At 73.1% G+C, this 20,225-nt stretch carries 18 protein-coding genes and 1 tRNA gene; 11 read left to right on the top strand and 8 right to left on the bottom strand.

The window, feature by feature from the left end:
- Window positions 1–6 precede the first annotated feature (6 nt).
- The 3 genes from U5M74_RS06105 (at window position 7) to U5M74_RS06115 (ending at window position 2,138) form a co-directional block, all read left to right on the top strand.
- The gene (locus U5M74_RS06105) at window positions 7–1,131 is read left to right on the top strand and encodes an aspartate-semialdehyde dehydrogenase (protein WP_410907118.1); all 1,125 of its coding nucleotides are present in this window, start codon (window positions 7–9) and stop codon (window positions 1,129–1,131) included.
- 94 nt (window positions 1,132–1,225) lie between these two features.
- A complete protein-coding gene (locus tag U5M74_RS06110; RefSeq protein WP_410907120.1) occupies window positions 1,226–1,723 on the top strand; it encodes a GNAT family N-acetyltransferase in 498 nt (165 codons plus the stop codon).
- A gap of 61 nt (window positions 1,724–1,784) precedes the next feature.
- Window positions 1,785–2,138: an SdpI family protein gene (locus U5M74_RS06115; RefSeq protein WP_410907122.1), complete on the top strand. Its 354-nt coding sequence runs from the start codon at window positions 1,785–1,787 to the stop codon at window positions 2,136–2,138.
- Between the two features lie 12 nt (window positions 2,139–2,150).
- Here U5M74_RS06115 and U5M74_RS06120 read toward each other — a convergent pair whose 3' ends face one another.
- Both U5M74_RS06120 and U5M74_RS06125 read right to left on the bottom strand, forming a co-directional pair.
- Window positions 2,151–3,059: a hypothetical protein gene (locus U5M74_RS06120; RefSeq protein ID WP_410907124.1), complete on the bottom strand. Its 909-nt coding sequence runs from the start codon at window positions 3,057–3,059 to the stop codon at window positions 2,151–2,153.
- A 100-nt stretch (window positions 3,060–3,159) separates the two neighbouring features.
- Window positions 3,160–3,810 carry a DUF6318 family protein gene (locus tag U5M74_RS06125; protein ID WP_410907126.1) on the bottom strand — a complete coding sequence of 217 codons (651 nt, stop codon included), beginning with the start codon at window positions 3,808–3,810 and terminating at the stop codon, window positions 3,160–3,162.
- Between the two features lie 543 nt (window positions 3,811–4,353).
- Here U5M74_RS06125 and U5M74_RS06130 point away from each other — a divergent pair.
- The 6 genes from U5M74_RS06130 (at window position 4,354) to U5M74_RS06155 (ending at window position 9,324) form a co-directional block, all read left to right on the top strand.
- Window positions 4,354–4,788, top strand: a complete 435-nt coding sequence (locus U5M74_RS06130) for a GntR family transcriptional regulator (RefSeq protein ID WP_410907128.1) — start codon at window positions 4,354–4,356, stop codon at window positions 4,786–4,788.
- Between the two features lie 2 nt (window positions 4,789–4,790).
- Complete coding sequence (locus U5M74_RS06135) at window positions 4,791–5,804, top strand: ATP-binding cassette domain-containing protein (RefSeq protein WP_410907130.1); 1,014 nt, start codon at window positions 4,791–4,793, stop codon at window positions 5,802–5,804.
- Window positions 5,801–6,610, top strand: coding sequence for a hypothetical protein (locus tag U5M74_RS06140; RefSeq protein ID WP_410907132.1), 810 nt, complete (start codon window positions 5,801–5,803; stop codon window positions 6,608–6,610). The genes U5M74_RS06135 and U5M74_RS06140 overlap by 4 nt, the downstream gene beginning before the upstream one ends.
- 29 nt (window positions 6,611–6,639) lie before the next feature.
- Entirely contained in the window at window positions 6,640–7,689 is a 1,050-nt protein-coding gene (locus U5M74_RS06145; RefSeq protein WP_410907134.1) for an ABC transporter ATP-binding protein, read from the top strand.
- Window positions 7,686–8,498, top strand: coding sequence for an ABC transporter permease (locus U5M74_RS06150; protein WP_410907136.1), 813 nt, complete (start codon window positions 7,686–7,688; stop codon window positions 8,496–8,498). The genes U5M74_RS06145 and U5M74_RS06150 overlap by 4 nt, the downstream gene beginning before the upstream one ends.
- Before the next feature lie 85 nt (window positions 8,499–8,583).
- Window positions 8,584–9,324 (top strand): glutamine amidotransferase, encoded by a 741-nt coding sequence (locus U5M74_RS06155; RefSeq protein ID WP_410907138.1) that lies wholly within the window; start codon window positions 8,584–8,586, stop codon window positions 9,322–9,324.
- A gap of 81 nt (window positions 9,325–9,405) precedes the next feature.
- Here U5M74_RS06155 and U5M74_RS06160 read toward each other — a convergent pair whose 3' ends face one another.
- Together U5M74_RS06160 and U5M74_RS06165 are read right to left on the bottom strand one after the other, a co-directional pair.
- The gene (locus U5M74_RS06160) at window positions 9,406–11,703 is read right to left on the bottom strand and encodes an immune inhibitor A domain-containing protein (protein ID WP_410907140.1); all 2,298 of its coding nucleotides are present in this window, start codon (window positions 11,701–11,703) and stop codon (window positions 9,406–9,408) included.
- A 238-nt stretch (window positions 11,704–11,941) separates the two neighbouring features.
- Window positions 11,942–12,442: an NUDIX hydrolase gene (locus tag U5M74_RS06165; RefSeq protein WP_410907142.1), complete on the bottom strand. Its 501-nt coding sequence runs from the start codon at window positions 12,440–12,442 to the stop codon at window positions 11,942–11,944.
- A 321-nt stretch (window positions 12,443–12,763) separates the two neighbouring features.
- On the opposite strand from U5M74_RS06165, the gene U5M74_RS06170 reads away from it, so the two are divergent.
- Entirely contained in the window at window positions 12,764–13,873 is a 1,110-nt protein-coding gene (locus tag U5M74_RS06170; protein WP_410907144.1) for a 3-deoxy-7-phosphoheptulonate synthase, read from the top strand.
- A gap of 60 nt (window positions 13,874–13,933) precedes the next feature.
- Here the strand turns inward: U5M74_RS06170 and U5M74_RS06175 are convergent, their stop codons facing one another.
- A complete protein-coding gene (locus U5M74_RS06175) occupies window positions 13,934–15,172 on the bottom strand; it encodes an NAD(P)/FAD-dependent oxidoreductase (RefSeq protein WP_410907146.1) in 1,239 nt (412 codons plus the stop codon).
- 437 nt (window positions 15,173–15,609) lie between these two features.
- On the opposite strand from U5M74_RS06175, the gene U5M74_RS06180 reads away from it, so the two are divergent.
- The gene (locus tag U5M74_RS06180; protein WP_410907148.1) at window positions 15,610–16,434 is read left to right on the top strand and encodes a DUF4839 domain-containing protein; all 825 of its coding nucleotides are present in this window, start codon (window positions 15,610–15,612) and stop codon (window positions 16,432–16,434) included.
- A gap of 303 nt (window positions 16,435–16,737) precedes the next feature.
- On the opposite strand, the gene U5M74_RS06185 is transcribed toward U5M74_RS06180, so the two are convergent.
- The 3 genes from U5M74_RS06185 to U5M74_RS06195 form a co-directional block, all read right to left on the bottom strand.
- Window positions 16,738–16,814, bottom strand: a tRNA-Pro gene (locus U5M74_RS06185).
- Window positions 16,815–16,947: 133 nt separating this feature from the next.
- Window positions 16,948–17,880, bottom strand: a complete 933-nt coding sequence (locus U5M74_RS06190) for a metallophosphoesterase (RefSeq protein WP_410907150.1) — start codon at window positions 17,878–17,880, stop codon at window positions 16,948–16,950.
- A gap of 11 nt (window positions 17,881–17,891) precedes the next feature.
- Complete coding sequence (locus U5M74_RS06195; RefSeq protein WP_410907152.1) at window positions 17,892–20,153, bottom strand: transglycosylase domain-containing protein; 2,262 nt, start codon at window positions 20,151–20,153, stop codon at window positions 17,892–17,894.
- Window positions 20,154–20,225 lie beyond the last annotated feature (72 nt).

Genomic DNA, 20,225 nt, shown 5'->3' on the forward strand with positions numbered 1-20,225 from the left:
GCCGGGATGGCTGAGATCAGCGAGAACGGCGTCAACCTCGCCGTCGTCGGCGCCACCGGCCAGGTCGGCGGCGTCGTGCGCCGCCTGCTGGTGGAGCGCGACTTCCCCGTCAAGGAGATCCGCTTCTTCGCCTCGGCCCGCTCGGCCGGGCAGACGATCGAGTTCGCGGGCGTGCCGGTCACCGTGGAGGACGTCGCCGCGACGCCCACCGAGGGCCTGGCCGACGTCGACGTGGCGATCTTCTCCGCCGGTGGCGGCACGTCGCGCGAGCACGCGCCGCGGTTCGCCGAGGCGGGCGCCGTCGTCGTGGACAACTCCTCGGCCTGGCGGCTCGACCCCGAGGTGCCGCTGGTGGTCTCGGAGGTCAACCCCGAGGCGATCGGCGAGGCGGCCAAGGGCATCATCGCCAACCCGAACTGCACCACCATGGCCGCGATGCCGGTGCTCAAGCCGCTGTCCGACGAGGCGGGGCTCGAACGCCTGCGGGTGGCCACCTACCAGGCGGTCTCCGGCTCCGGCCTGGCGGGCGTCGAGGAGCTCGCCTCCCAGGTACGCTCCGCCGTCGGGCAGGACTTCGAGGCGCTCGCGCACGACGGGTCCGCGATCGACCTGCCGGCGCCGGTGAAGTACGTCGCGCCGATCGCGTTCGACGTCGTGGCCCTGGCCGGGTCGCTCGTCGACGACGGGTCCGGCGAGACCGACGAGGAGCAGAAGCTGCGCAACGAGTCGCGCAAGATCCTCGGCCTGCCCGGCCTCGCCGTGGCCGGCACGTGCGTGCGCGTGCCGGTGTTCACCGGGCACTCGCTGGCGATCCACGCCGAGTTCGCGGAGCCGATCACGCCGGAGCGGGCGCGCGAGCTGCTGGCCGTCGCGCCGGGCGTGCAGCTGGCCGACGTGCCGACGCCGCTCGCCGCGGCGGGCGTGGACCCGTCGCTCGTGGGGCGCATCCGCACCGACCAGTCGGTGCCCGACGGGCGCGGCCTGGTGCTGTTCGTGTCCAACGACAACCTGCGCAAGGGCGCCGCGCTCAACGCGATCCAGATCGCCGAGCTGGTGGCGGCCGACCTGGCCGAGCTCGCGGCGCTCGACGCCGCCGAGGCGGGCGTGCCGGGGCAGCTCGCCGAGGACTGAGCCTGGCCCGGGTGGCGCCGGTCCCGCGGGCCGGCTCGGGTGGCGCCGGTCCCGTCGGGCCGGCGCCGTCCGCGTCTGTGAAACGCTGCGTCCCATGACGACGATCCGCGCCGCATCGCTGCCCGGCCCGGACGCCACGGCCGTCGGCCGCCTCGTCGGGGCCTACCTGCGCGCCACCGAGCAGGAGAAGGCGGCCCGCGGCCTGGCGTCCGACCCGGGCGACGGGCCGCTCCCGCCGCGCTACCAGGCCGAGGTCGACGACCCGGCGGCCGCGTTCGCCGGTGCCACCGCGCTCCTGGCCGCCCGGGGCGGGGCGGACGTCGGCGTCGTCGTGGTCACCCGCGACGCCGCGGGCGACGGCGAGCTCAAGCGGCTCTGGGTCGACCCGGCGGCCCGCGGGGCCGGCGTCGCACGCGCGCTCCTCGACCACGCGATCGGGCTGGTCGCCGGCGCGGTGCGGCTGACCGTCTGGGACTGGCGCGAGGACGCGATCCGGGCGTACCGGCGCCACGGGTTCACGCCCGCGGCCGCATGGGACGGGCGCGAGCGCCTGGTGTGCCTGGAACGACGCGGATTGAAAGGCCCGTCGTGACGACGGCGACCGCGGCCGCCCGCGAGGGCGCGCTCGGCGCCCCGAGGGAGTGGAGCGGCGGGTGTTCGTCTCGCCGATGATCGGGCTGTGCCTGGTGCTGACGGTGGCCGTCGTGCTGCTGCGGCAGCAGCGCGGCGGCGGGCTGCCTCGCAACGGCACGATCGGCGTGCGAACCCGGCGCACGCTGCGCTCGGACGCCGCCTGGTCCGCCGGGCAGGCGGCCGCGACGCCGTACCTCGTGGCCATGGCAGCGGTCAGCGCGTTCGGTGCCGTCGGGCTGGGGGTGGTGCAGCTCGCGGGCGGCGCCGAGGCGCTCGGCCATGTGCTCGCGCTCGGCAGCTACGGCCTCGTGGTCGTCACGGCGCTCCTGGCCTGGCGCGCCGCCGACCGCGCGGCCGACGCGGCGGCCGACTGACCGGACCCGTGCTCAGCAGGTGGCGGCGCCCGTGAGGTCGTCGCAGACCAGCCGCGTGCGGGCCTCGGTGACGGTGGCCGGCGCGGCCTCGCTGGTGGTGGTGATCGTCCCGGCGATCGCGGTCCAGTCGGTGCTGCCGGCGACGCGGAAGCTGCCCTCCCACGTGGTGGCGAGGCTGACGGTGACGCCGGACCGGTAGGTGTTCCCGTCGTCGTCGACGGCGGAGCCCGCGTCGCTGCCCGGCTCGCCGAGCCGCGTGTACGTGTGGCCCACCCAGGACTCGTCCGGCGCGGGGTCGCCCGCCTGCCACGGGCGGCCGGGGTCCGACGTGACGAGGGTGCCGCCGCCGGGGGAGTGCGGGTCGTCGAAGTCCCAGGCGAACTCGACCGGCTCGGCCCGGATCGTGACCGGGACGCCGAGCAGGGTGACGTCCTGCTCCTGCACCGCCGCGGTCGTGTAGGCCGGGTAGCGCACGTTGACCAGCAACGGCTCGCCGCCCTGGAGGGTGACCGGAGGCGCGTCGACCCGCATCGAGCGAAAGGCGCGCTCGGCCTCCGCCCGGAGGTCGGCGGGCGTCACGCACTGGTCGTCGCCCAGCTGCTCGGCCTGGCCGTAGGAGCCGTCGTCCTGGACGCGCTGCACCCACAGGGCGTCGAGCTGGTACGTGCCCTCCTCGCACGGCGCGGGGACGACGTTCTCGGTGTACCCCTCGGCGCAGGCGCCGGCCTGGTTGACGATCTCGACCAGCATGTCGAGGTCCGAGAGCGCGCAGATCTTGGCGTCGGCGCGGAAGTACTTGTCTTTCGGGGGGTCGGTTCCTTGGCGGCCGCCCGTCCCCGTCTTCTTCGCATCAATACTTTGGTTCGCCGACACGTTGAAGCGATCGCGGGAAGCGGATGCATCGGTCTCGTAGTCACGCAAGTCTGGACCGCCCGAAGACGAGAATGCAGGCCCTTGCCCGAGGAGACTCAGCGCAACGGAAAGGACGATCGCTGCTGGCATCTGAGAACTTCGCATGACTTCACCGCTCAAGGAGTCCAACGCCGACAATGACCCACTGATCGTTTCGGCGCCCAATCTCCATTCGTCGCTGTGTCACTTCGGAGTCTGCAGTGAAAACCTGCTTCCCTGAAGCATCGACAATCGACGTGGCGCTTTTCGCGACCTCAACGTCGACAGGCCAGATACCTGTCATGTCGTCCTGGTCGTATACGCGAACTATTCGGACGTCTGTTACGCCGCCCTGGAAGACGTCTCGCCGTTCAGCGATCTCTCGCGCCTGCTCGAGTCGATTGGTGCAGTACTCGCACTCCTGGTGCGACATCGCCTCCCACTCGGCGGTGTCGTTGGTCGCCTGGATGTAGCTGTCGAGCTCCAGGAAGTACTGCGCCGCCGCCTCCGCGCCCGCCGCGCCGTCGTCGTCCATCTGCGCCGGCCGCTCCGGCTTCACGACCACGCTCGCCGCGCTCGGCGAGGGCGTCGGCGTGGTCGACGACTGGATGCCGGCGCTCGAGGAGGGCGGCGGGGAGTCGGGGTCGCCGGCCGTGCAGCCGGCCGCGGCCAGCGCCGTCACGAGACCTGCGCCGGCGATCGCGGCCCACCGGCGGGCTCGGCTCTGAGTCCAGGTGCGCGTCATGTCGTTGCTTCCCCCTGCCGTCAGCGACAACGTCACGACGATAGAGGATCGCTCTCCAGCGCGTCTCGGCGCCTGTGGACGCCTGCGCCGCCTTGGGCAGGTCGTGGGCGTCCGGCACGTCGAGCGGGGCGTAGGTCACCGCCTGCTCGAGGGTGGAGCAGCCCAGCACCGCGGCGGCGGCGGCGGAGTGGTGCCCGACGCGCAGCTCGCCGCGTCACTCGCCGTCGGGCGCCCGCGCCCCGATCGGCGCGCTGCCCACAGCGCGGTCGTGCCGCCGCACGGCGAGGCGCAGCCGCCGACGGCGGTCGTCCGGCAGGTCGAGGACCGCGCGGACCGCGTCGTCCCGGCGCCCGGCGCCCGGCGCGCAGCGCCGCCCACAGGCGTTCCTCAGCCGCGTCGGTCACGGGTAAGCCTGCCGCACGGACGGGCAGGGGCCCGCCGCAGCAGAAGGTGAAGAGACACGGGATCGAGCCGAGACCCTTGTGCTCGTCGTACCTCTGTGGTTCATTAGTCGAGTAATGAACCACAGAGCCACCGCCGCACCCGCGGCAGCACCCACGACATCCGCGAGGCGAGCCCATGTTCGACGGACCTGAGCCGATCTACCTGCAGATCGCGCAGATGATCCGCGCGCAGGTGCTCGCCGGCGAGCTCGGTGAGGAGGAGCAGGTCATGTCGACCACGCAGTTCGCCACCACGTTCCGCATCAACCCGGCGACGGCGGCCAAGGCGTTCGCCGAGCTCGTCGACGAGGGCGTGCTGTACAAGCGCCGCGGCCTGGGGATGTTCGTGTCCCCGGGCGCCCGCGAGAAGCTCCTCGGCGAGCACCGCCGCCGCTACTTCGACGAGGTCCTCGACCCGGCCCTGCTCCAGGCCGACATCCTCGGCATCCCGACCGCCGACGTCGTCGCGTACGTCCTCGGCCGCTCCGGCTCCGCCATCGACGGCTCCGCCACCGACGGCTCCGCCACCGACGGCTCCACCTCTGACCGCCTCGAACCGAAGGGCCCGTGACCATGCCACCGACCCTGCCCCCGCTGCCGCCCTTCGGCGCGCAGCTGGACGACGTCGTCGTCCGCTTCGGGCGCCGCCGCGACGTCGACGTCGCCGCGGGAACCACCCGCGTGAGCGACTCCTCCACCGCCCTCGACGGTGCGACCCTCACCATCCGCCCCGGCGTCATCACGGGGATCCTCGGACGCAACGGCGCCGGCAAGACCACCCTGCTGTCCCTCCTCGCCGGGTTCACGCAGCCCACCGGCGGGTCCGTCCTCGTCGGGCCGGAGGGGCGGATGGAACGCCCGTGGGAGAACCCGTGGGTCACCTCCGGCACGCTGCTGGTGCGGGAGAGCGGCGACGTCGTCGAGGACGAGAAGGTCTCCTGGGCGCTCAAGTACTACGCCGGCATGCGACCCGGCTGGGACGCCGACCTGGCCGGGCGGCTGCTCGACCGCTTCGAGGTCGACACCCGCAAGAAGCCCAGCGCCCTCTCGCGCGGCAAGCGTTCCGCCGTCGGCGCCACCATCGGCCTGGCGTCCCGGGCGCCGCTGACCATCTTCGACGAGGTCTACCTCGGCATGGACGCCCCCACGCGGTACGCGTTCTACGAGGAGCTGCTCGCCGACTACGCCGAGCACCCCCGCACGATCCTGCTGTCGAGCCACCTCGTCGAGGAGGTGGAGCGCCTCTTCGAGGACGTCGTCGTCCTCGACCGCGGCCGCGTCCTCATCGCCGAGACGGCCGACGAGATGCGCGCCCGCGGCGTCTCGCTGACCGGGCCTGCCGCCGCCGTCGAGCGGCTCGGCGCGGGGCGCGAGGTGCTCCACCGCCAGCAGCTCGGCGGCACCGTGCAGGTCACGCTGGCCGGGTCGCTGCCCGACGACGTCGCCGCCGCCGCGCAGGCGGCGGGCGTGGCCGTCGGCGCGGTGCCGCTGCAGGACCTCTTCGTGCGCCTCACCGACCACGCGGCCCCCGCCCGCCCCGGCGCGGCGGAGGCCGAGCCCACCGCCCCGAAGGGAGCGCTGCGATGAGTGCCGCCGCCCGCACCGCCGCGGACACCACCGCCCTCGCCCCGGACCGCCCCGCGGACCGCCCCGCCGTCGTGCGCGACGCCGGCCGGCGCGCCTTCCGAGCCGCGTGGAACTACCTCGCCGGGGGCCAGACCCTCTTCGCCGCCGGCTTCTGGCTCCTCTTCGGCCTCGTCATGGTGGTCGTGCCGCTGCTGGTGCGCGCCAACGACGGCGTCATGGGCGGCGGCGTGCTGACGGGCGCCAGCTACAGCGCCCGCTGGTTCGCCTTCTCCCTGGGCATCGCGACCACCTCGTCGCTGCTCACCATGCACCTTGCGGCGGGCGGCACCCGTCGCTCGTTCCTCCGGGCCACGATCGCCACCGCGGCCGTCGTCGGCCTCGTCTACGGGCTGTTCTACGGCGTCGCCACGGTCGGCGAGCAGGCCCTGTTCGGCGCGCTCGGCTGGGACTGGGTGCGACCCGAGGGTCTGCCCGCGGCCGGCGCGGCGGCCACCGTGGCCGACGCCGCGGCCGAGGGGCTGGCCTGCGCGGTGTACTCGCTGGTCGGCACCGCGATCGGCATGGGGTACCAGGGCTACGGCTCCTGGCTCGGCACCGCCCTGATCCTCCCCGGGCTCGCGCTCCTCGCGCTCGTCGGCGTCACCACACGCACCGGGGCGGCCGGGGACGCGCTCGGCCGGGTCCTGCCGTTCGACGGCTCGGCCGGCGTGCTCGTCGGGCTCCTCGGCGCGCTCGTCACGTGCGCCCTCGCGGCCGGCTGGCTGCGCGTGCACCTGCTGCGCGTGCAGCTGCGGCCGCCGTCCTGATCCGCCTCCACCACCACCGGGAGACGACCATGAGTGCCACACCCGTCGTGGAGGTCTCGCACCTCCGCAAGACCTATGGCGAGAAGGTGGCGGTCGACGACGTGTCGTTCGCCGTCCAGCCGGGGGAGATCTTCGGCATCCTCGGCCCCAACGGGGCCGGCAAGACCACGACCGTCGAGTGCCTCGCCGGGCTGCGGCACGCCGACGGCGGCGCGACCCGCGTGCTCGGCGTCGACACCCAGGCCGACCCCGGCGCCGTGCGCGGACTGCTGGGGGTCCAGCTCCAGGAGTCGGCGCTGCACGACAAGATCACGGTCGGCGAGGCGGTGCGGCTGTTCGCGTCGTTCTACCCGCACCCGGCCGACGTCGGCGAGCTGCTCGACCTGCTCGACCTCGCGCCGCACCAGGGCGTGCAGTACGCCAAGCTCTCGGGTGGCCAGAAGCAGCGGCTGTCCATCGCGCTGGCGCTCGTGGGCAGCCCGCGGGTGGCGATCCTCGACGAGCTGACCACGGGCCTGGACCCGCAGGCCCGGCGCAGCACGTGGGACCTGGTGGAGCGCGTCCGCTCGACGGGCGTGACGATCCTGCTGGTCACCCACTTCATGGAGGAGGCCGAGCGGCTCTGCGACCGGCTCGTGGTCATCGACGCCGGCCGCGTGGTCGCCGCCGGCACGCCGCTGGAGCTCGTGGACGGCCTCGACGACACGCGCACCGTGCAGCTGCGGCTGCCCGAGGTCGACGCCGCCCGTGGCCGGGAGGCGCTCGCCCGGCTGGCGGCGTCGCACCCGGACGTGCAGTCCGTGGACGACGCCGGCAGCGGCGTCGTGGCCGTCACCGGCACGCGGCGCGTGCTGTTCGCCGTCGTGCCCGCCCTGGCCCAGGTCGACGTCCTGCCCGACGACGTGCGGACCGTCACCCGCTCGCTCGAGGACGTCTTCGTGGCCGTCACCGGCCGCTCCTACGACCCGGACGCGGCGCCCGCCGCCGTCGGCAGCGGCGCCCCCGCCGCCGACGGCGCCGAGGGCGTCGGCCGGCGTCGGGACCTCACCCCCACCGCAGACCGAGGAGACCGGTCATGACCACCACCTCCCCGTCCCCCCTCGTCGTCGCCCGCCCGCGCGCCGCCGCCGGCTGGCGCGGGCTCGGCCGCCTGCTGCGCACCGAGACCGTCGTGTGGCTGCGTGACGCCGGCGCCGTGTTCTTCGGCCTCGCGTTCCCCACCGTGGTGCTGCTCGGGGTGGGCTTCGTCGTCCCGGGCATGCGCGACGTCATCACCGACGCGCCGCCGCCGTGGGGCGGCCTCACGCCCGTGGCGCTCTACGTGCCGGTCGTGCTGGCCGCGGCCGTGGCCACCTCGGCGCTCACGGTCATGCCCGTGACGCTCGCGACGTTCCGCGAGAAGGGCGTGCTGCGTCGCCTGGCCACCACGCCGATGCGGCCGCAGGCCCTCATCGTGTCGCACCTCGGCATCAACCTCGGCTCCACGCTGGTGGCCTCGCTCGTGGCGGTGGTGGTGGGCGTCCTGGTGTTCGACGCCGTCGCCCCGCAGCAGCTGGGGGTGGTGCTGCTGGCGTTCGTGCTCGCCGTCGCGGCGATGTTCGCGCTCGGCACCCTCGTCGCCGCGCGGGCCACCAAGGGCACCACGGCGTCGGCGATCGGGATGACGATCTACTTCCCCTTCCTCATGCTCGCCGGCCTGTGGACGCCCGGCCCGGTGATGCCCGACGTGCTGCGCGAGGTCGGCCGGTTCACGCCGCTCGGCGCGGCCTCGCAGGCGATGACCGAGGGCTGGTTCGGCGACGGGTTCCCGGCCTTCCAGATGGTCGTCATGCTCGTGTGGACGGCGGTGCTGCTGCCCCTGGGGGTGAAGCTGTTCCGCTGGTCGTGACGGCCGGCCCGGGGCCCGGCGAGCCGACGACGGCCTCGCCGGGCCTCACCGCACCCGCAGGCGGGAGCGTCAATAGGCTGGCGCCATGAAGCCGTTCCTGCTGCTCGGCACCCGTGCCGAGGACGTCGCCGCCGACGGCGAGCTCGAGGCCGTGCTGCGGTACGGCGGCCTGGCGCGGGAGCAGGTGCACCGCGTGCGGCTCGAGCGCGAGCCGATGCCCGCGGTCGACCTGGCCGACTACTCGGGCATCATCGTCGGCGGCAGCCCGTTCAGCTCCTCGGACCCCGAGGAGAGCAAGTCGCAGGTGCAGCGCAGGGTCGAGCGGGAGATCGGCGCCCTGCTCGACGACGTCGTGGCGCAGGACTTCCCGTTCCTCGGCGCCTGCTACGGCGTCGGCACGCTGGGGCGCCACCAGGGCGCCGTCGTCGACACCACCTTCGCCGAGCCCATCGGCCCCGTCACCGTGGAGCTCACGCCCGAGGGCGTGGCCGACCCGCTGCTCAAGACGTTGCCGCGGCGGTTCACGGCCTTCGTGGGGCACAAGGAGGCGGTGCGCGAGCTGCCGCCGGGCGCGGTGCTCCTGGCCACGTCCCAGGCGGCGCCGGTGCAGATGTTCCGGCTCCAGGAGAACCTCTACGCCACCCAGTTCCACCCGGAGCTGGACCTCGACGGCCTGCTGCAGCGCATCGAGGTGTACGCCGGCTACGGGTACTTCCGGCCGGACGAGCAGGACGAGGTCGTCGCCCGCGCCCGGTCGCGCGCCGTCACCGAGCCGTCGCGGATCCTGCGGGCGTTCGTGGAACGCTACGCCCGCGGCCGAGGCTGAGGGCGGGTCCTCGCACGACGACGGCGGCCGGCCACCCGCGCGGGGTGACCGGCCGCCGTCGTGCTCGGGGCGCGCGGGAGGTCAGTTGACCCGGACCCGCATGGTGCCCTGCTTCTCGTTCTGCTTGAGCACCTCGATGGTGGTGCCGGTGCCGCCCACGATGACGGAGCCCTGCGGGTTCGCGGCGTCGTAGTAGGCGTAGGGGTCGGTGTCGTCGAACGTCGACACGGCCGGCCGGCTCTTCACCGACAGGGTGGTCATGCCCGCCGCGGTCTCGCGGTGCAGCGAGATCGCGTCGGTGCGCTGCAGGCCGAACGTGGCGTCGAACGACTGGATCCGGTTGCGGGCGAGCGTGCCGTCCGACCACCGCAGCGCCGCGGCGCGGGCGTCGACGGGCAGGGCCTCGCCGCCGCCCGGGTGCGCCGACGTGTTGTTGTCGCCGTAGAGCGAGTTCACGTACCAGACCAGCAGGCCGTCCTGGTACGGGAAGTGCTCGACCTTGTCCGGCGCCGAGCTCGCCCAGCCGAAGTTGTACGGGCCGGTGCGCAGCGTGGCGTCGTAGCCGCCGTAGACCCGGTTCTCGGCCAGGTAGTAGTGCTCGTACGGCTGCTCGTACGTCCCCTCGGGGCCGACGGCGGTGAAGCCGTCGTTCGTCCAGCCCGCGACGCCGTCGGAGAAGTCCTCGGCGAGCGCGTCACCCACGGTGACCTCGTCCACGAGGAAGCCGAGCTCGTTCACGCCGCCGTCGCTGGCGTAGCGGAAGCGCACCTGGGCCTGCTGGCCCGCGAAGGCGGACAGGTCGGCGGTGAGGTCGACCCAGCCGTCGCTGCTGCCGGTGATGCCGCCACCGGTGTTGCCGCTGCCCTCCTCGGCGGTGGAGCGGTTGGTCGGCACGGCCGCCCAGCTCGCCCCGCCGTCCGTCGAGACCTCCACGTACGCGTAGTCGTAGTCCGCCTCGATCTCGTAGAGCGTCTTGGCCGCGAGCGTCGCCCCGGCCGGGACGGTGAACGCCGGCGAGGCGAGCGAGACGTCCAGGTTGTTCCCGGTGCCGGAGTAGGCGTACGCGCCGGCGACGGGGTCGGCGACCTCGACGGTCTCCTCGCCCGGAGGCAGGTTCACGAGCACGGCCTGCGCCTGGTTCTTCGTGGCGTGGAACGCCGGGCCCAGGTCGACCGTCTCGGTCTGGCCGGCCTCGACGGTCTCGTAGTCGAGCCAGCCGAGGAACAGCTTCTCGTGGGGGCCCATCTGGTTCGGCGTGGTGCCGATGGAGCCCTCGCCGTGGCTGAGCCACGAGCCGGAGCTCATGAGCGTCCAGTACGCGGTGCCGTTCTCGCCGCCCTGGGTGTCGTAGTAGTCCGGCAGGCCGAGGTCGTGGCCGAACTCGTGCGCGAACACGCCCAGGCCGCCGTTCTCCGGCTCGGTGGTGTAGTCGCGGATCCACAGGTCGGTGTCGCCGATCTGGATGCCGCCCACCTTGGCGTAGTCCGCGGGGCCGGTGGTGCCGACGCCGGCCTGGTTCACGGCCCAGCGGTGCGACCAGATCGCCCACTCGGGAGCACCGGCCTCCTCGCCCTCGCCGGCGTGGACCGCCTGGAAGTGGTCGATGTAGCCGTCGGGCTCGTTGGTGATGCCGTCACCGTCGAGGTCGTAGCGGTCCCAGATGTCGAAGGACCTCAGGTAGGCGACGATCTCGTCCTTGGTCCTGCCCTGGGCGAGCTGGTCGGCGTACCACGCGTTCGCGGTGTCCTGGATGAACCGCGTCATGTCGGCCTGGGACTCGGTCTGCCCGTAGGAGGCCTCGTTGTAGGGCACCGTCACCCAGTCGGCCACGTCGCCCTGCAGGTCGAAGCGGCCCGAGGACATCTCGTCGTAGACCCCGGCGAAGGACTCGCCGCCCTGGTCCTCCAGGCCGGTGAAGAACATCTGCTCGTAGTGCTCGCGCGAGAAGTCCGGCTCCCAGTACGTGGAGTTGTCGTCCGCCTCGGGCTCGGGGATCTGGTTGTGCACCGGGCCGGCGGGGGCGTCCGGGAAGCGGGTGTCCTTGGTGTCGCTGAAGTCGACGAGGAAGGTCAGGAGCTGGGCGGTCTCGTTCACGCCGTACTCGACGTACTTGCCGGGGCGGATCTCGACCACGTCGGACTTCTGGGCGCCCTTGCCCCGCGTCTCGACCTGGGCCTTGCCCGTGGCGACGAGGTCGACCGCCGCCTGCTTCTCGGCCCGCTGCTTCGCGGCGAGGGCGTCGGGGCGGTCGTCCTTCTTGGTGGCGTGCGCAGCCCCGTGGGCGGGTGGGCTGTCGGGCGCCGGCGCGCCCACGGCGGTGGCCGGGGCGACGGCGGCCGCGGCGATCAGTGCCGCGGTGAGGCCGAACGCGCTGGTCATGCGTCGGTTCACATGGTCCTCCGAACGAAGGGTGGACCTCGGGTCGAGGGGCCCGAGGAGACAGTGTCCGACGTCACAGGCGGACAGTGTCCTCGGGCACAGTACATCCCGGGACTTTTCCGACGTGTTACGCGCTCACGGACCGCTGTCGTCCAGGCGGTCCCCTATCAGTGCCCAGCCCCGCGCCCTGCGGCCGCCGCGCAGGTCGCGCATCAGGGCCGCGTATCGGGACCGCGTGTCAGGGCGCGACGAACAGCGTGACGCGGTCCCCGTTGGCCTCGAAGCGGCGCAGCAGGGCCAACCGCTGCGTCGTCGACGCCGTCAGCGGCTCGGGGAGCGCGTCGAGCGCGAACCAGCCGACGGCGGAGTTCTCGTCGTCGGCCACGTGCGCCGCGGCGGCGGCCTCGGCCGACACCGGGTGCGCGGTGAACAGCAGGTCGAGGTAGGTGGTGCGGTCGCCGTTGGGGTAGACGATCTCACCGGTGGTGGAGACGGCGGCCAGGTCGTCGACGACGACGGCGACGCCCGTCTCCTCCAGCGACTCCCGCGCCGCGGCCGGCGCGGGCTCCTCGCCCGGGTCGATGATGCCGCTGACCAGGGCCCACATGTCGTTGTCGGCGCGGCGGGTGAGCAGCACGCGTCCCGCGTCGTCGCGCACGACGACGGTCACTCCGGGCAGCCAGAGGAGGTCGGTCCCGATGCGGGTGCGCAGGTCGGCCACGTACGGCGGGATCGGCATGGCAGCGAGGTTACGCCCGCGCCCCGTCGCCGTCCTTCCCACGATCCGGACGCCGGCTGGACGGCGCCGGGCGGTCGGCGTACCGTCGTCGACCGTGAACACTCGTTGGTATTGGCGCTTTACGCCGGCTCCGTGCGGAGCTCGGCGGGCTTGCGCCTGACCGACGCCATCCACCGGAGCCAGCACAGGGCCTGGGACCGCTCGCCGAGCGGTCCGGGCCCTTCGTCGTCAGACGGGCCGCTCCGGTCGCCGGGACCACGGTGCGTCGACGACGACGTCAGACCCACCGGCACCTCGACCGACGACCAGGAGCGACACCCCATGAGCACCACGACCGAGCCGGCCACCGCGCACGGCGAGCTGCAGGCCGAGACCTCCGACCTGCGGATCCGCGCGCTCGAGCCGCTGCCCGCGCCGCGTGCCCTGCGCACCGAGATGCCGCTCGGCACCCGCCGCAGCGACCTGGTGACCACCTCGCGCCGCGAGGTGCGCGACGTGCTGCGCGGCGAGGACGACCGGCTGATCGCCATCGTCGGGCCGTGCTCCGTACACGACCCGGAGGCCGCGCTCGAGTACGCCGGGCGCCTGGCCGCCGTGGCTCGCGAGCTCGCCGACGACCTCGTCGTGGTCATGCGGGTGTACTTCGAGAAGCCGCGCACCACGGTGGGCTGGAAGGGCCTCATCAACGACCCGCACCTGGACGGCACCCACGACGTGCACCACGGCCTGCGGCTCGCGCGCGAGGTGCTGCTCGGCGTGCTGGACGCGGGCGTCCCGGCGGCCACGGAGTTCCTCGAGCCGACCAGCCCGCAGTACATCGCCGACGCCGTCACCTGGGGCGCGATCGGCGCGCGCAACGCGGAGTCGCAGGTGCACCGCCAGCTCGCCTCGGGCCTGTCGATGCCGGTCGGGTTCAAGAACGCGACCGACGGCGACGTGCAGATCGCCGTCGACGGCTGCATCACCGCCGCCAGCGAGCACACGTTCTTCGGCGCCGACGCCGAGGGCCGCGCCGCCGCGGTGGAGACGGCCGGCAACCCGGACTGCCACGTCATCCTGCGCGGCGGGCGCGGCGGCCCGAACTACTCCGCCCAGGACGTCGCCGCAGCGCTCGAGGTGGCCCGCGGCTCCGGGCTGGGCGGCGCCGTCGAGGCGGGCGTGGTCGTCGACGCCTCCCACGGGAACTCGAACAAGGACCACGTGCGCCAGGCGCAGGTGGTGCGCGAGATCGCCGAGCGGCTGGCGGCGGGGGAGCGCGGCATCAGCGGCCTCATGATGGAGAGCTTCCTCGAGGCCGGCGCCCAGAAGCCGGGCCCGCTCGACGCGCTCACCTACGGCCAGTCGGTCACCGACAAGTGCATGGACTGGGGCACCACCGAGGGCCTGCTGCGCGAGCTCGCCGCGGCGGTGCGGGCGCGCCGGGAGGCCTGAGCCCGCCTCGGAGCTGCGGCGTCGTCCGGTTGCCGGGCGGCGCCGCAGGCCCGCGACCCCTCAGCCGCGGAACGCCTCCAGCTCCTCGCGCGGCACCTCGCGCCGGGACCGGATGAGCTCCTCGGCGTCCGGCATCCGGTCCCACGTGTTGAGCGCCATCGCCATCTGCACGGCGCCGCCGCGCCGCCAGAACGCGACCGCCTCGCGGTCGTCGAGCGACCCGCTGACCACGACGTCGTCGTAGCCGCCGGGACCCTCGATCCAGCCGATGGCCTCCATGCCCAGGTCGTACTGGTCGGTGAAGAAGTACGGCAGCACGTCGTACGGGTCGGCGGCGTCCAGCATCGCCCGCGCCGCGTGGGCGCCGGTCGAGTCCGCGCCGGCCCAGTGCTCGTGCCGCAGGGGGCGGCCGTACTGCGGCGACGGCACCGAGGCGATGTCGCCGGCGGCGAAGACGTCGGGGTGCGACGTGCGCAGCGAGCCGTCGACGACGACGCCCCCGCCCTGCGCGGCCGGCCGCAGGTCGAGCCCCGCCGCCGCGGCCAGGCCCACCTCGGGAACCGCGCCGATGCCCACGACGACGACCGCGGCCTCGACGTGCGTCCCGTCGGCCATGTCGACGCCGGTCACCTGGCCCTCGGAGTGCGTGAACGCCGTCACCAGCGCCCGCCGGTGCACGCGCACGCCGCGCTGCTCGTGCAGGCGGGCGAACGCCTCGCCGAGCTCCGGACCGACGGCGGCGCCCAGCGGGTGCGACCCGCGGCCGAGGAGCGTGACGTCCAGGCCGAGGTCGCGCGCCGAGGCCGCGACCTCCAGCCCGATCCAGCCGTCGCCGACCACGGCGACCTGCCCGCCGCCCTCGAGCGCGGCGGGCAGCAGCACGCCGGCGAGGTGGTCGGCGTCGTCGATGGTGCGCAGGTAGTGCACGCCCCGCAGGTCGGATCCGGGCACGGAGAGGTGCCGAGGGACCGAGCCGGTGGCCAGCAGCAGCCTCGACCAGGCCAGCGCGCTGCCGTCCGAGAGCGTCAGGCTGTGCCCCGCGGGGTCGAGGCCCATCGCCCGCGTCCCGGGGCGCAGGTCGACGCCGTGCTGGCCGTACCAGTCCTCCGGCAGCGGGTAGAGGGACGCGCGCCCGGCCTCGCCCCGCAGGTAGTCCTTCGACAGCGGCGGCCGCTCGTAGGGGCAGTGCCGCTCGGCGGTCAGGACGACGACGTCGCCGTCGTGGCCCTCGTCCTGGAGGGTCGAGACGGCCCGGGCGGCGGCGAGGCCGCCGCCGACGACGACGATCGGTGCGGGCACGGTGCCTCCTCGGCGTGGTCGGGCCAGCGTCCGGTAAGCATCCCCGCCTCGCACCCGGGGAGGGGTGCGGCGCGCCGCCCGGGCTGTCGTCGGGAACGACGAAGCAGCCCTAGACAACGACGCCGCGGCCGTTATTCGAGTCCACTTGGGCCGACAGCGGTTCGGGAAGCAGCGTCGACCTCCCGGTCTTCCGAGCGTTCGACAAGGCCGACGCCATCAGTCTCGGACTCCTGTCCTGGCTGCGACCACTGCTGCGGCAGGTGAAGCCTGGCGATCGAAGCAGCGCCACGGGGTGAAATCGGAACGGACGTGGCGTCAGTGCAGCGCGGTCCGGCATCCCAAGCGCTGAGTGGGCGCGTTGGGGCTGATACGTTCGCGTCCGCTTAGAGTGTCGAGGCGCGGTGAGACCGGGCCATTCATGGTCGAGAGGAACACCCGTGCGGCGCAACACCCTGGTTCTTTCCGTGGCGATGTTGCTCGCGGTCTCATCGCTCGCTGGATGCGGCGGTGGCGACACTCATGAGAACGAGCTGCGATCTCCCCTCGCGGCAAGCGCCGCAGAGGGCCAGGACTACGAGGATGTAGTGAAGCAGCTCGAGGCCGCAGGCTTCACCAATGTTGAGACGAAGGTGCTCGACGACCTGGTCACTGGGTGGCTCACTTCCGATGGCGAAGTCGAGCAAGTTTCAATCAATGGAGTCGCGGACTTCGACGGCAACGACTGGTTCCCCACTGACGCTTCGGTGGTCGTCACCTACCACACGTTCCCTGAGGAGGGCTCTGACAAGGGTCCGTCGGATAGCTCCGAGGAGTCTGGAACTGCCGAGGCTGTGCCGACCGAGGAGCCAGCTGCGTCGGACGCCGCCGACGAAGTGCTGACGGCGGAGAGCAACCCGGACCTCGCGGCGCTGCTGGTGGAAGGCGATAACTGCAGCGCGACGATGGCGGACTTCGCAACGAAGTACGCAGGACGCACGATCGAGTTCGACGGGAGCATCGTCAGCATGGGCAACCACGGCGACTACGACACGAGGTATGACTTCCTCCTGGCTCCGGAGGACTACAGCGAGAACGCGGGCGGTCGTGGGCCGGCCTTCCAGTTCAGTGACGTGAACGTCTTCGACCTCGACCTGACCGGCCCGAACGTGCCGGATTTGGTCGGGGTGGGGCAGAACTTCCACTTCGTCGCCGAGGTGTCCGAGTACGAGGCGAATTCGTGTCTCTTCCTCTTGGATCCGATCGAGACGCAGTTCCGGGGCTGATCCGGACGGGACCGTCGCGCCTCGGTGAAGGTTCGAGGACTGGGCGGAACTGGGTGGCGTGTGCACGATGGACGCATGTGGACTCCCGAGCATGCGCGGAAGGTGGCGTTCGAGTATTTGTCCGCACCTGGACGACGCTGGTGATACGCGCGTGCCGTCGGAGAACTCACAGAAGCTCTGGCCGACGACGGAGCCGTCGATGAGGACGTCGTCATGGCGGCCTGGCTCCACGACCTCGGGCCGCCTCAGGAAACGCGAAAGGCCCTCCGGTCAGCGTTTCCGCTGACCGGAGGGCCTTTCGGCTGGTCGGGGTGACAGGATTTGAACCTGCGACCTCTTCGTCCCGAACGAAGCGCGCTACCAAGCTGCGCCACACCCCGAGGGAGCCCACCCCGCGAGCAGGTCGCCTGACGGCGGCCGACCTCGTGGGGAAGCCTGCCCAGCATAGCCGACCGCGGGCCCCGGAGAAAAACCGGGCCGGGCGCGCGCCCCGCGACCGGCCCGGTCAGGCGCTCACCGGGCGGTGAGCGTGAGCAACGTCGCCTCCGGGCGGCACGCGAACCGGACCGGCGCGTAGGGGGAGGTGCCCGCGCCGGCCGACACGTGCAGCCACGTCGAGCCGGCACCGCCCGGGGCGTCCGGCCGGGGTCCCGGCCAGCCGTGCAGGCCGCTGGCCCGCCCGCGGTCGAGGTCGCAGTTCGTCACGAGCGCGCCGTAGAACGGCACGCGCAGCTGCCCGCCGTGCGTGTGCCCCGCCAGGACCGCGTCGACGCCGTCGGCGTGCATCGCGTCGAGCACGCGGACGTACGGGGCGTGGGCGACGCCGAGCCGCAGGTCCGGGGTGCGCCCGTCCGGCCCCGCGTCGTCGGGGGCCGACGCCGGGAACGCGTCGCGGTCCAGGTGCGGGTCGTCGACGCCGACGCAGGCGACGGTGCGCCCGGCGGCCTCCACGACGTCGCGGCGGTTGGTGAGGTCCTTCCACCCGGCCTCGGTGAAGGCGCGCGCCAGCTCCTGCCACGGCAGGTCGATCGGCTCGGCGTGGATCACCCGCGGGTCGCGCAGCAGGTACCGGGCCGGGTTCTTGGGCCGCGGGCCGAAGTAGTCGTTCGAGCCCATGACGAACACCCCGGGCGTCGTGGTCAGGAGCGGCTCGAGCGCGTCGAGCAGCGGGCCGACGGCGCCGCGGTCGGCGAGGTTGTCACCGGTGTCGACCACCAGGTCGGGCTCGAGGTCGGCCAGCGAGCGGATCCACGCCAGCTTGGTGCGCTGCGAGGGCACCACGTGCAGGTCGCTCACGTGCAGCACCCGCAGGTCGGCCTGGCCGGGCGGCAGCACCGGGACGGTCACGTGCCGCACCGTGAAGAGCTTCGTCTCGACGTGCGCGTAGGTCACGCCCGCCGCCCCGAGGGCGGCGACCCCGCCGAGCAGGCGGAGCGCGCCCGGCACGCCGCGGGCGCTCAGCCCTGGCCCCCGTCGCCGTCGTTGCCGGTCCCGCTGCCCTGGCTGGTGCTGCTGGCCGGCGAGGCGGTGTTCGGCGAGCTCTGCGAGGAGCCGCCGCCACCGATGAGCGCCGGGTCCGGCGCGGGGAAGTCCTCGACGGGCATGCCGTCGGTCGCCTGGTTCATGTAGTCGCGCCACAGGGGCGCGGCGATCGAGCTGCCGTAGAGGGTCCGGATGTAGCGGCCCTGGAAGTTCACGTCGAAGTGCGGGGTCTCGCCCGAGGCCTCGCCCACCCAGACGGTGGTGGAGATCTGCGGCGTGAACCCGGTGAACCAGGTCTGCGCCGAGAGCTGGTTGGTGCCGGTCTTGCCCGCCGCGGGGCGGCCGCCGGCCAGCTCCATGCCGTGCGCCGTGCCGATGGTCAGCACGTTCTTCATGGCGTAGACCATGGTGGCCGCGACGTTGCCGGGCAGCGCGTCCGGGTTGCAGTTGGCCGACGGCACCTTGATCTCCGAGCCGTCCGGCTTGGCGACCTTGGTGATCGCGATCGGCTCGCAGTACGTGCCGTTGCTGGCGATCGTGGCGTAGGCCGCGGCGAGCTGCAGCGGCGAGGTGTTCTGCGTGCCGACGACCATGGCCGGCGTGACGTAGACGTCCTCCACGGTGGGGTTGGTCAGCGGCTGGCGCGTCCGGTTGTCGACGGTGGGGCGGAAGCCCATGTCCCAGGCGGTGTTGCGGAGGTCGCACAGGTCCAGCTGGGTGGACATCGAGGCGTACGCGGTGTTCACCGACAGGTAGGTCGCCTTGAGCACGCTCATGTTGCCGGTGAGGTTGCCCTCGGAGTTCGCGGGTCCCCAGGTCTCGCGGCCAAACCGGCCGCGGCAGGTGGCGTGCCACGCCGTCAGGGGCCGGTCCACCTTGCTGGCGCTGACCGTCTGGCTCAGCGTGCGGCCGGTCTTGAGCCACTCGGCCAGCACGAACGGCTTGAAGTTCGAGCCGGGGTGGAAGCCGCGGGAGCCGCCGTGCGCGTAGTCGGCGGCGTAGCTGACCGAGGTCGTGCCCGGCTCCGGGTCGCTGCTCGGGTCGTACGGCACGTTCTGCGCCATCGCGAGGATCTTGCCCGTGCCCGGCTCCACCGAGACGACGGCGGACTCCAGGCCGGCGGTGTTGTCCGCGGGCACCTGCGTGGTGACCTGCTGCTCGGCGGCGGTCTGCTTGGCCGGGTCGAGCGTCGTCGTGATCTCCAGGCCGCCGCGGTACAGCAGCTCCTGGCGGTCGCCCGAGGTCTCCCCGAACTCCGGGCTCGCCATGATCTCCTTGATCACGTACTCGCAGAAGAACGCGGCGCCGTCGGCGGCCTGGCAGCCGACCTCGATGGGCGTGACGTTCAGCGTGTCGGCAATCGGCGTCGAGATCGCGTCGTTGTACTCCTCGGTGCTGATGTAGCCGAGCGACCACATCTTGTTCAGCACGATGTCGCGGCGCTTCTGCGACTCCTCCGGGTTGACCGTCGGGTCGAACTGGCTCGGGGCCTTGGTGACGCCGGCGATCGTGGCCGCCTCGACGGGCGTGAGGTCCTTGGCGGACTTGTCGAAGTAGTAGTGGGAGGCCGTCTCGACGCCGTAGACGCTCGTGCCGAACTGGGCCACGTTGAGGTAGCCCTGCAGGATCTCGTCCTTGCTCATCTCCTTCTCGAGCGCGATGGAGAGCTTGGCCTCCCGCAGCTTGCGCTCGACGGAGTCCTCGCGGGCCTCGAGGACGCCGAACGGGTCGCCCTCCTGCTCCGCCTGGTCGATGAGTACGTTCTTGACGTACTGCTGCGTCAGGGTCGAGGCGCCCTGCGTCGACTTGCCGGCGAGGTTGTTCGCGAACGCGCGCGTGATGCCGCGCGGGTCGATGCCGCCGTGCTCGTAGAACCGCTCGTCCTCGATGGCGATCACGGCGTTCTTCATCGCGTCCGACACCTCGTCGAGCGGGACGACGATGCGGTTCTGCGCGTAGAACGTGGCCAGCAGGGAGCCGTCCGCGGCGTAGACGAACGACGCCTGCGACAGCGGCCCGGGCGTGAGCTCGTCGGGCACCTCCTCGAACAGCTCGACGGTGCTGTCCGTCGCGGTGCTCGCGCCCGCGGCGAGCGGGATCGCCAGCCCGGCCGCGAGCACGCCGCCGGCGCCGGCCGTCAGGAGGAAGGCGAGCAGCAGCGCGACGAGCTGGGTCGCCGGCATCGTGCGCGTGATGCGGCGGGGGTCCGAGGGGTTCACGTGCCGTCGACTCGCCATGGCGACCAGGGTACGGGGTGCTTCCTGGACGCGGGCGAGCACGGGCGACGGGCCGATGTGCAGGTCCTGTGG

The organism is Puerhibacterium sp. TATVAM-FAB25, assembly GCF_046535855.1.
GTDB lineage: Bacteria > Actinomycetota > Actinomycetes > Actinomycetales > Cellulomonadaceae > Puerhibacterium > Puerhibacterium variabilis_A.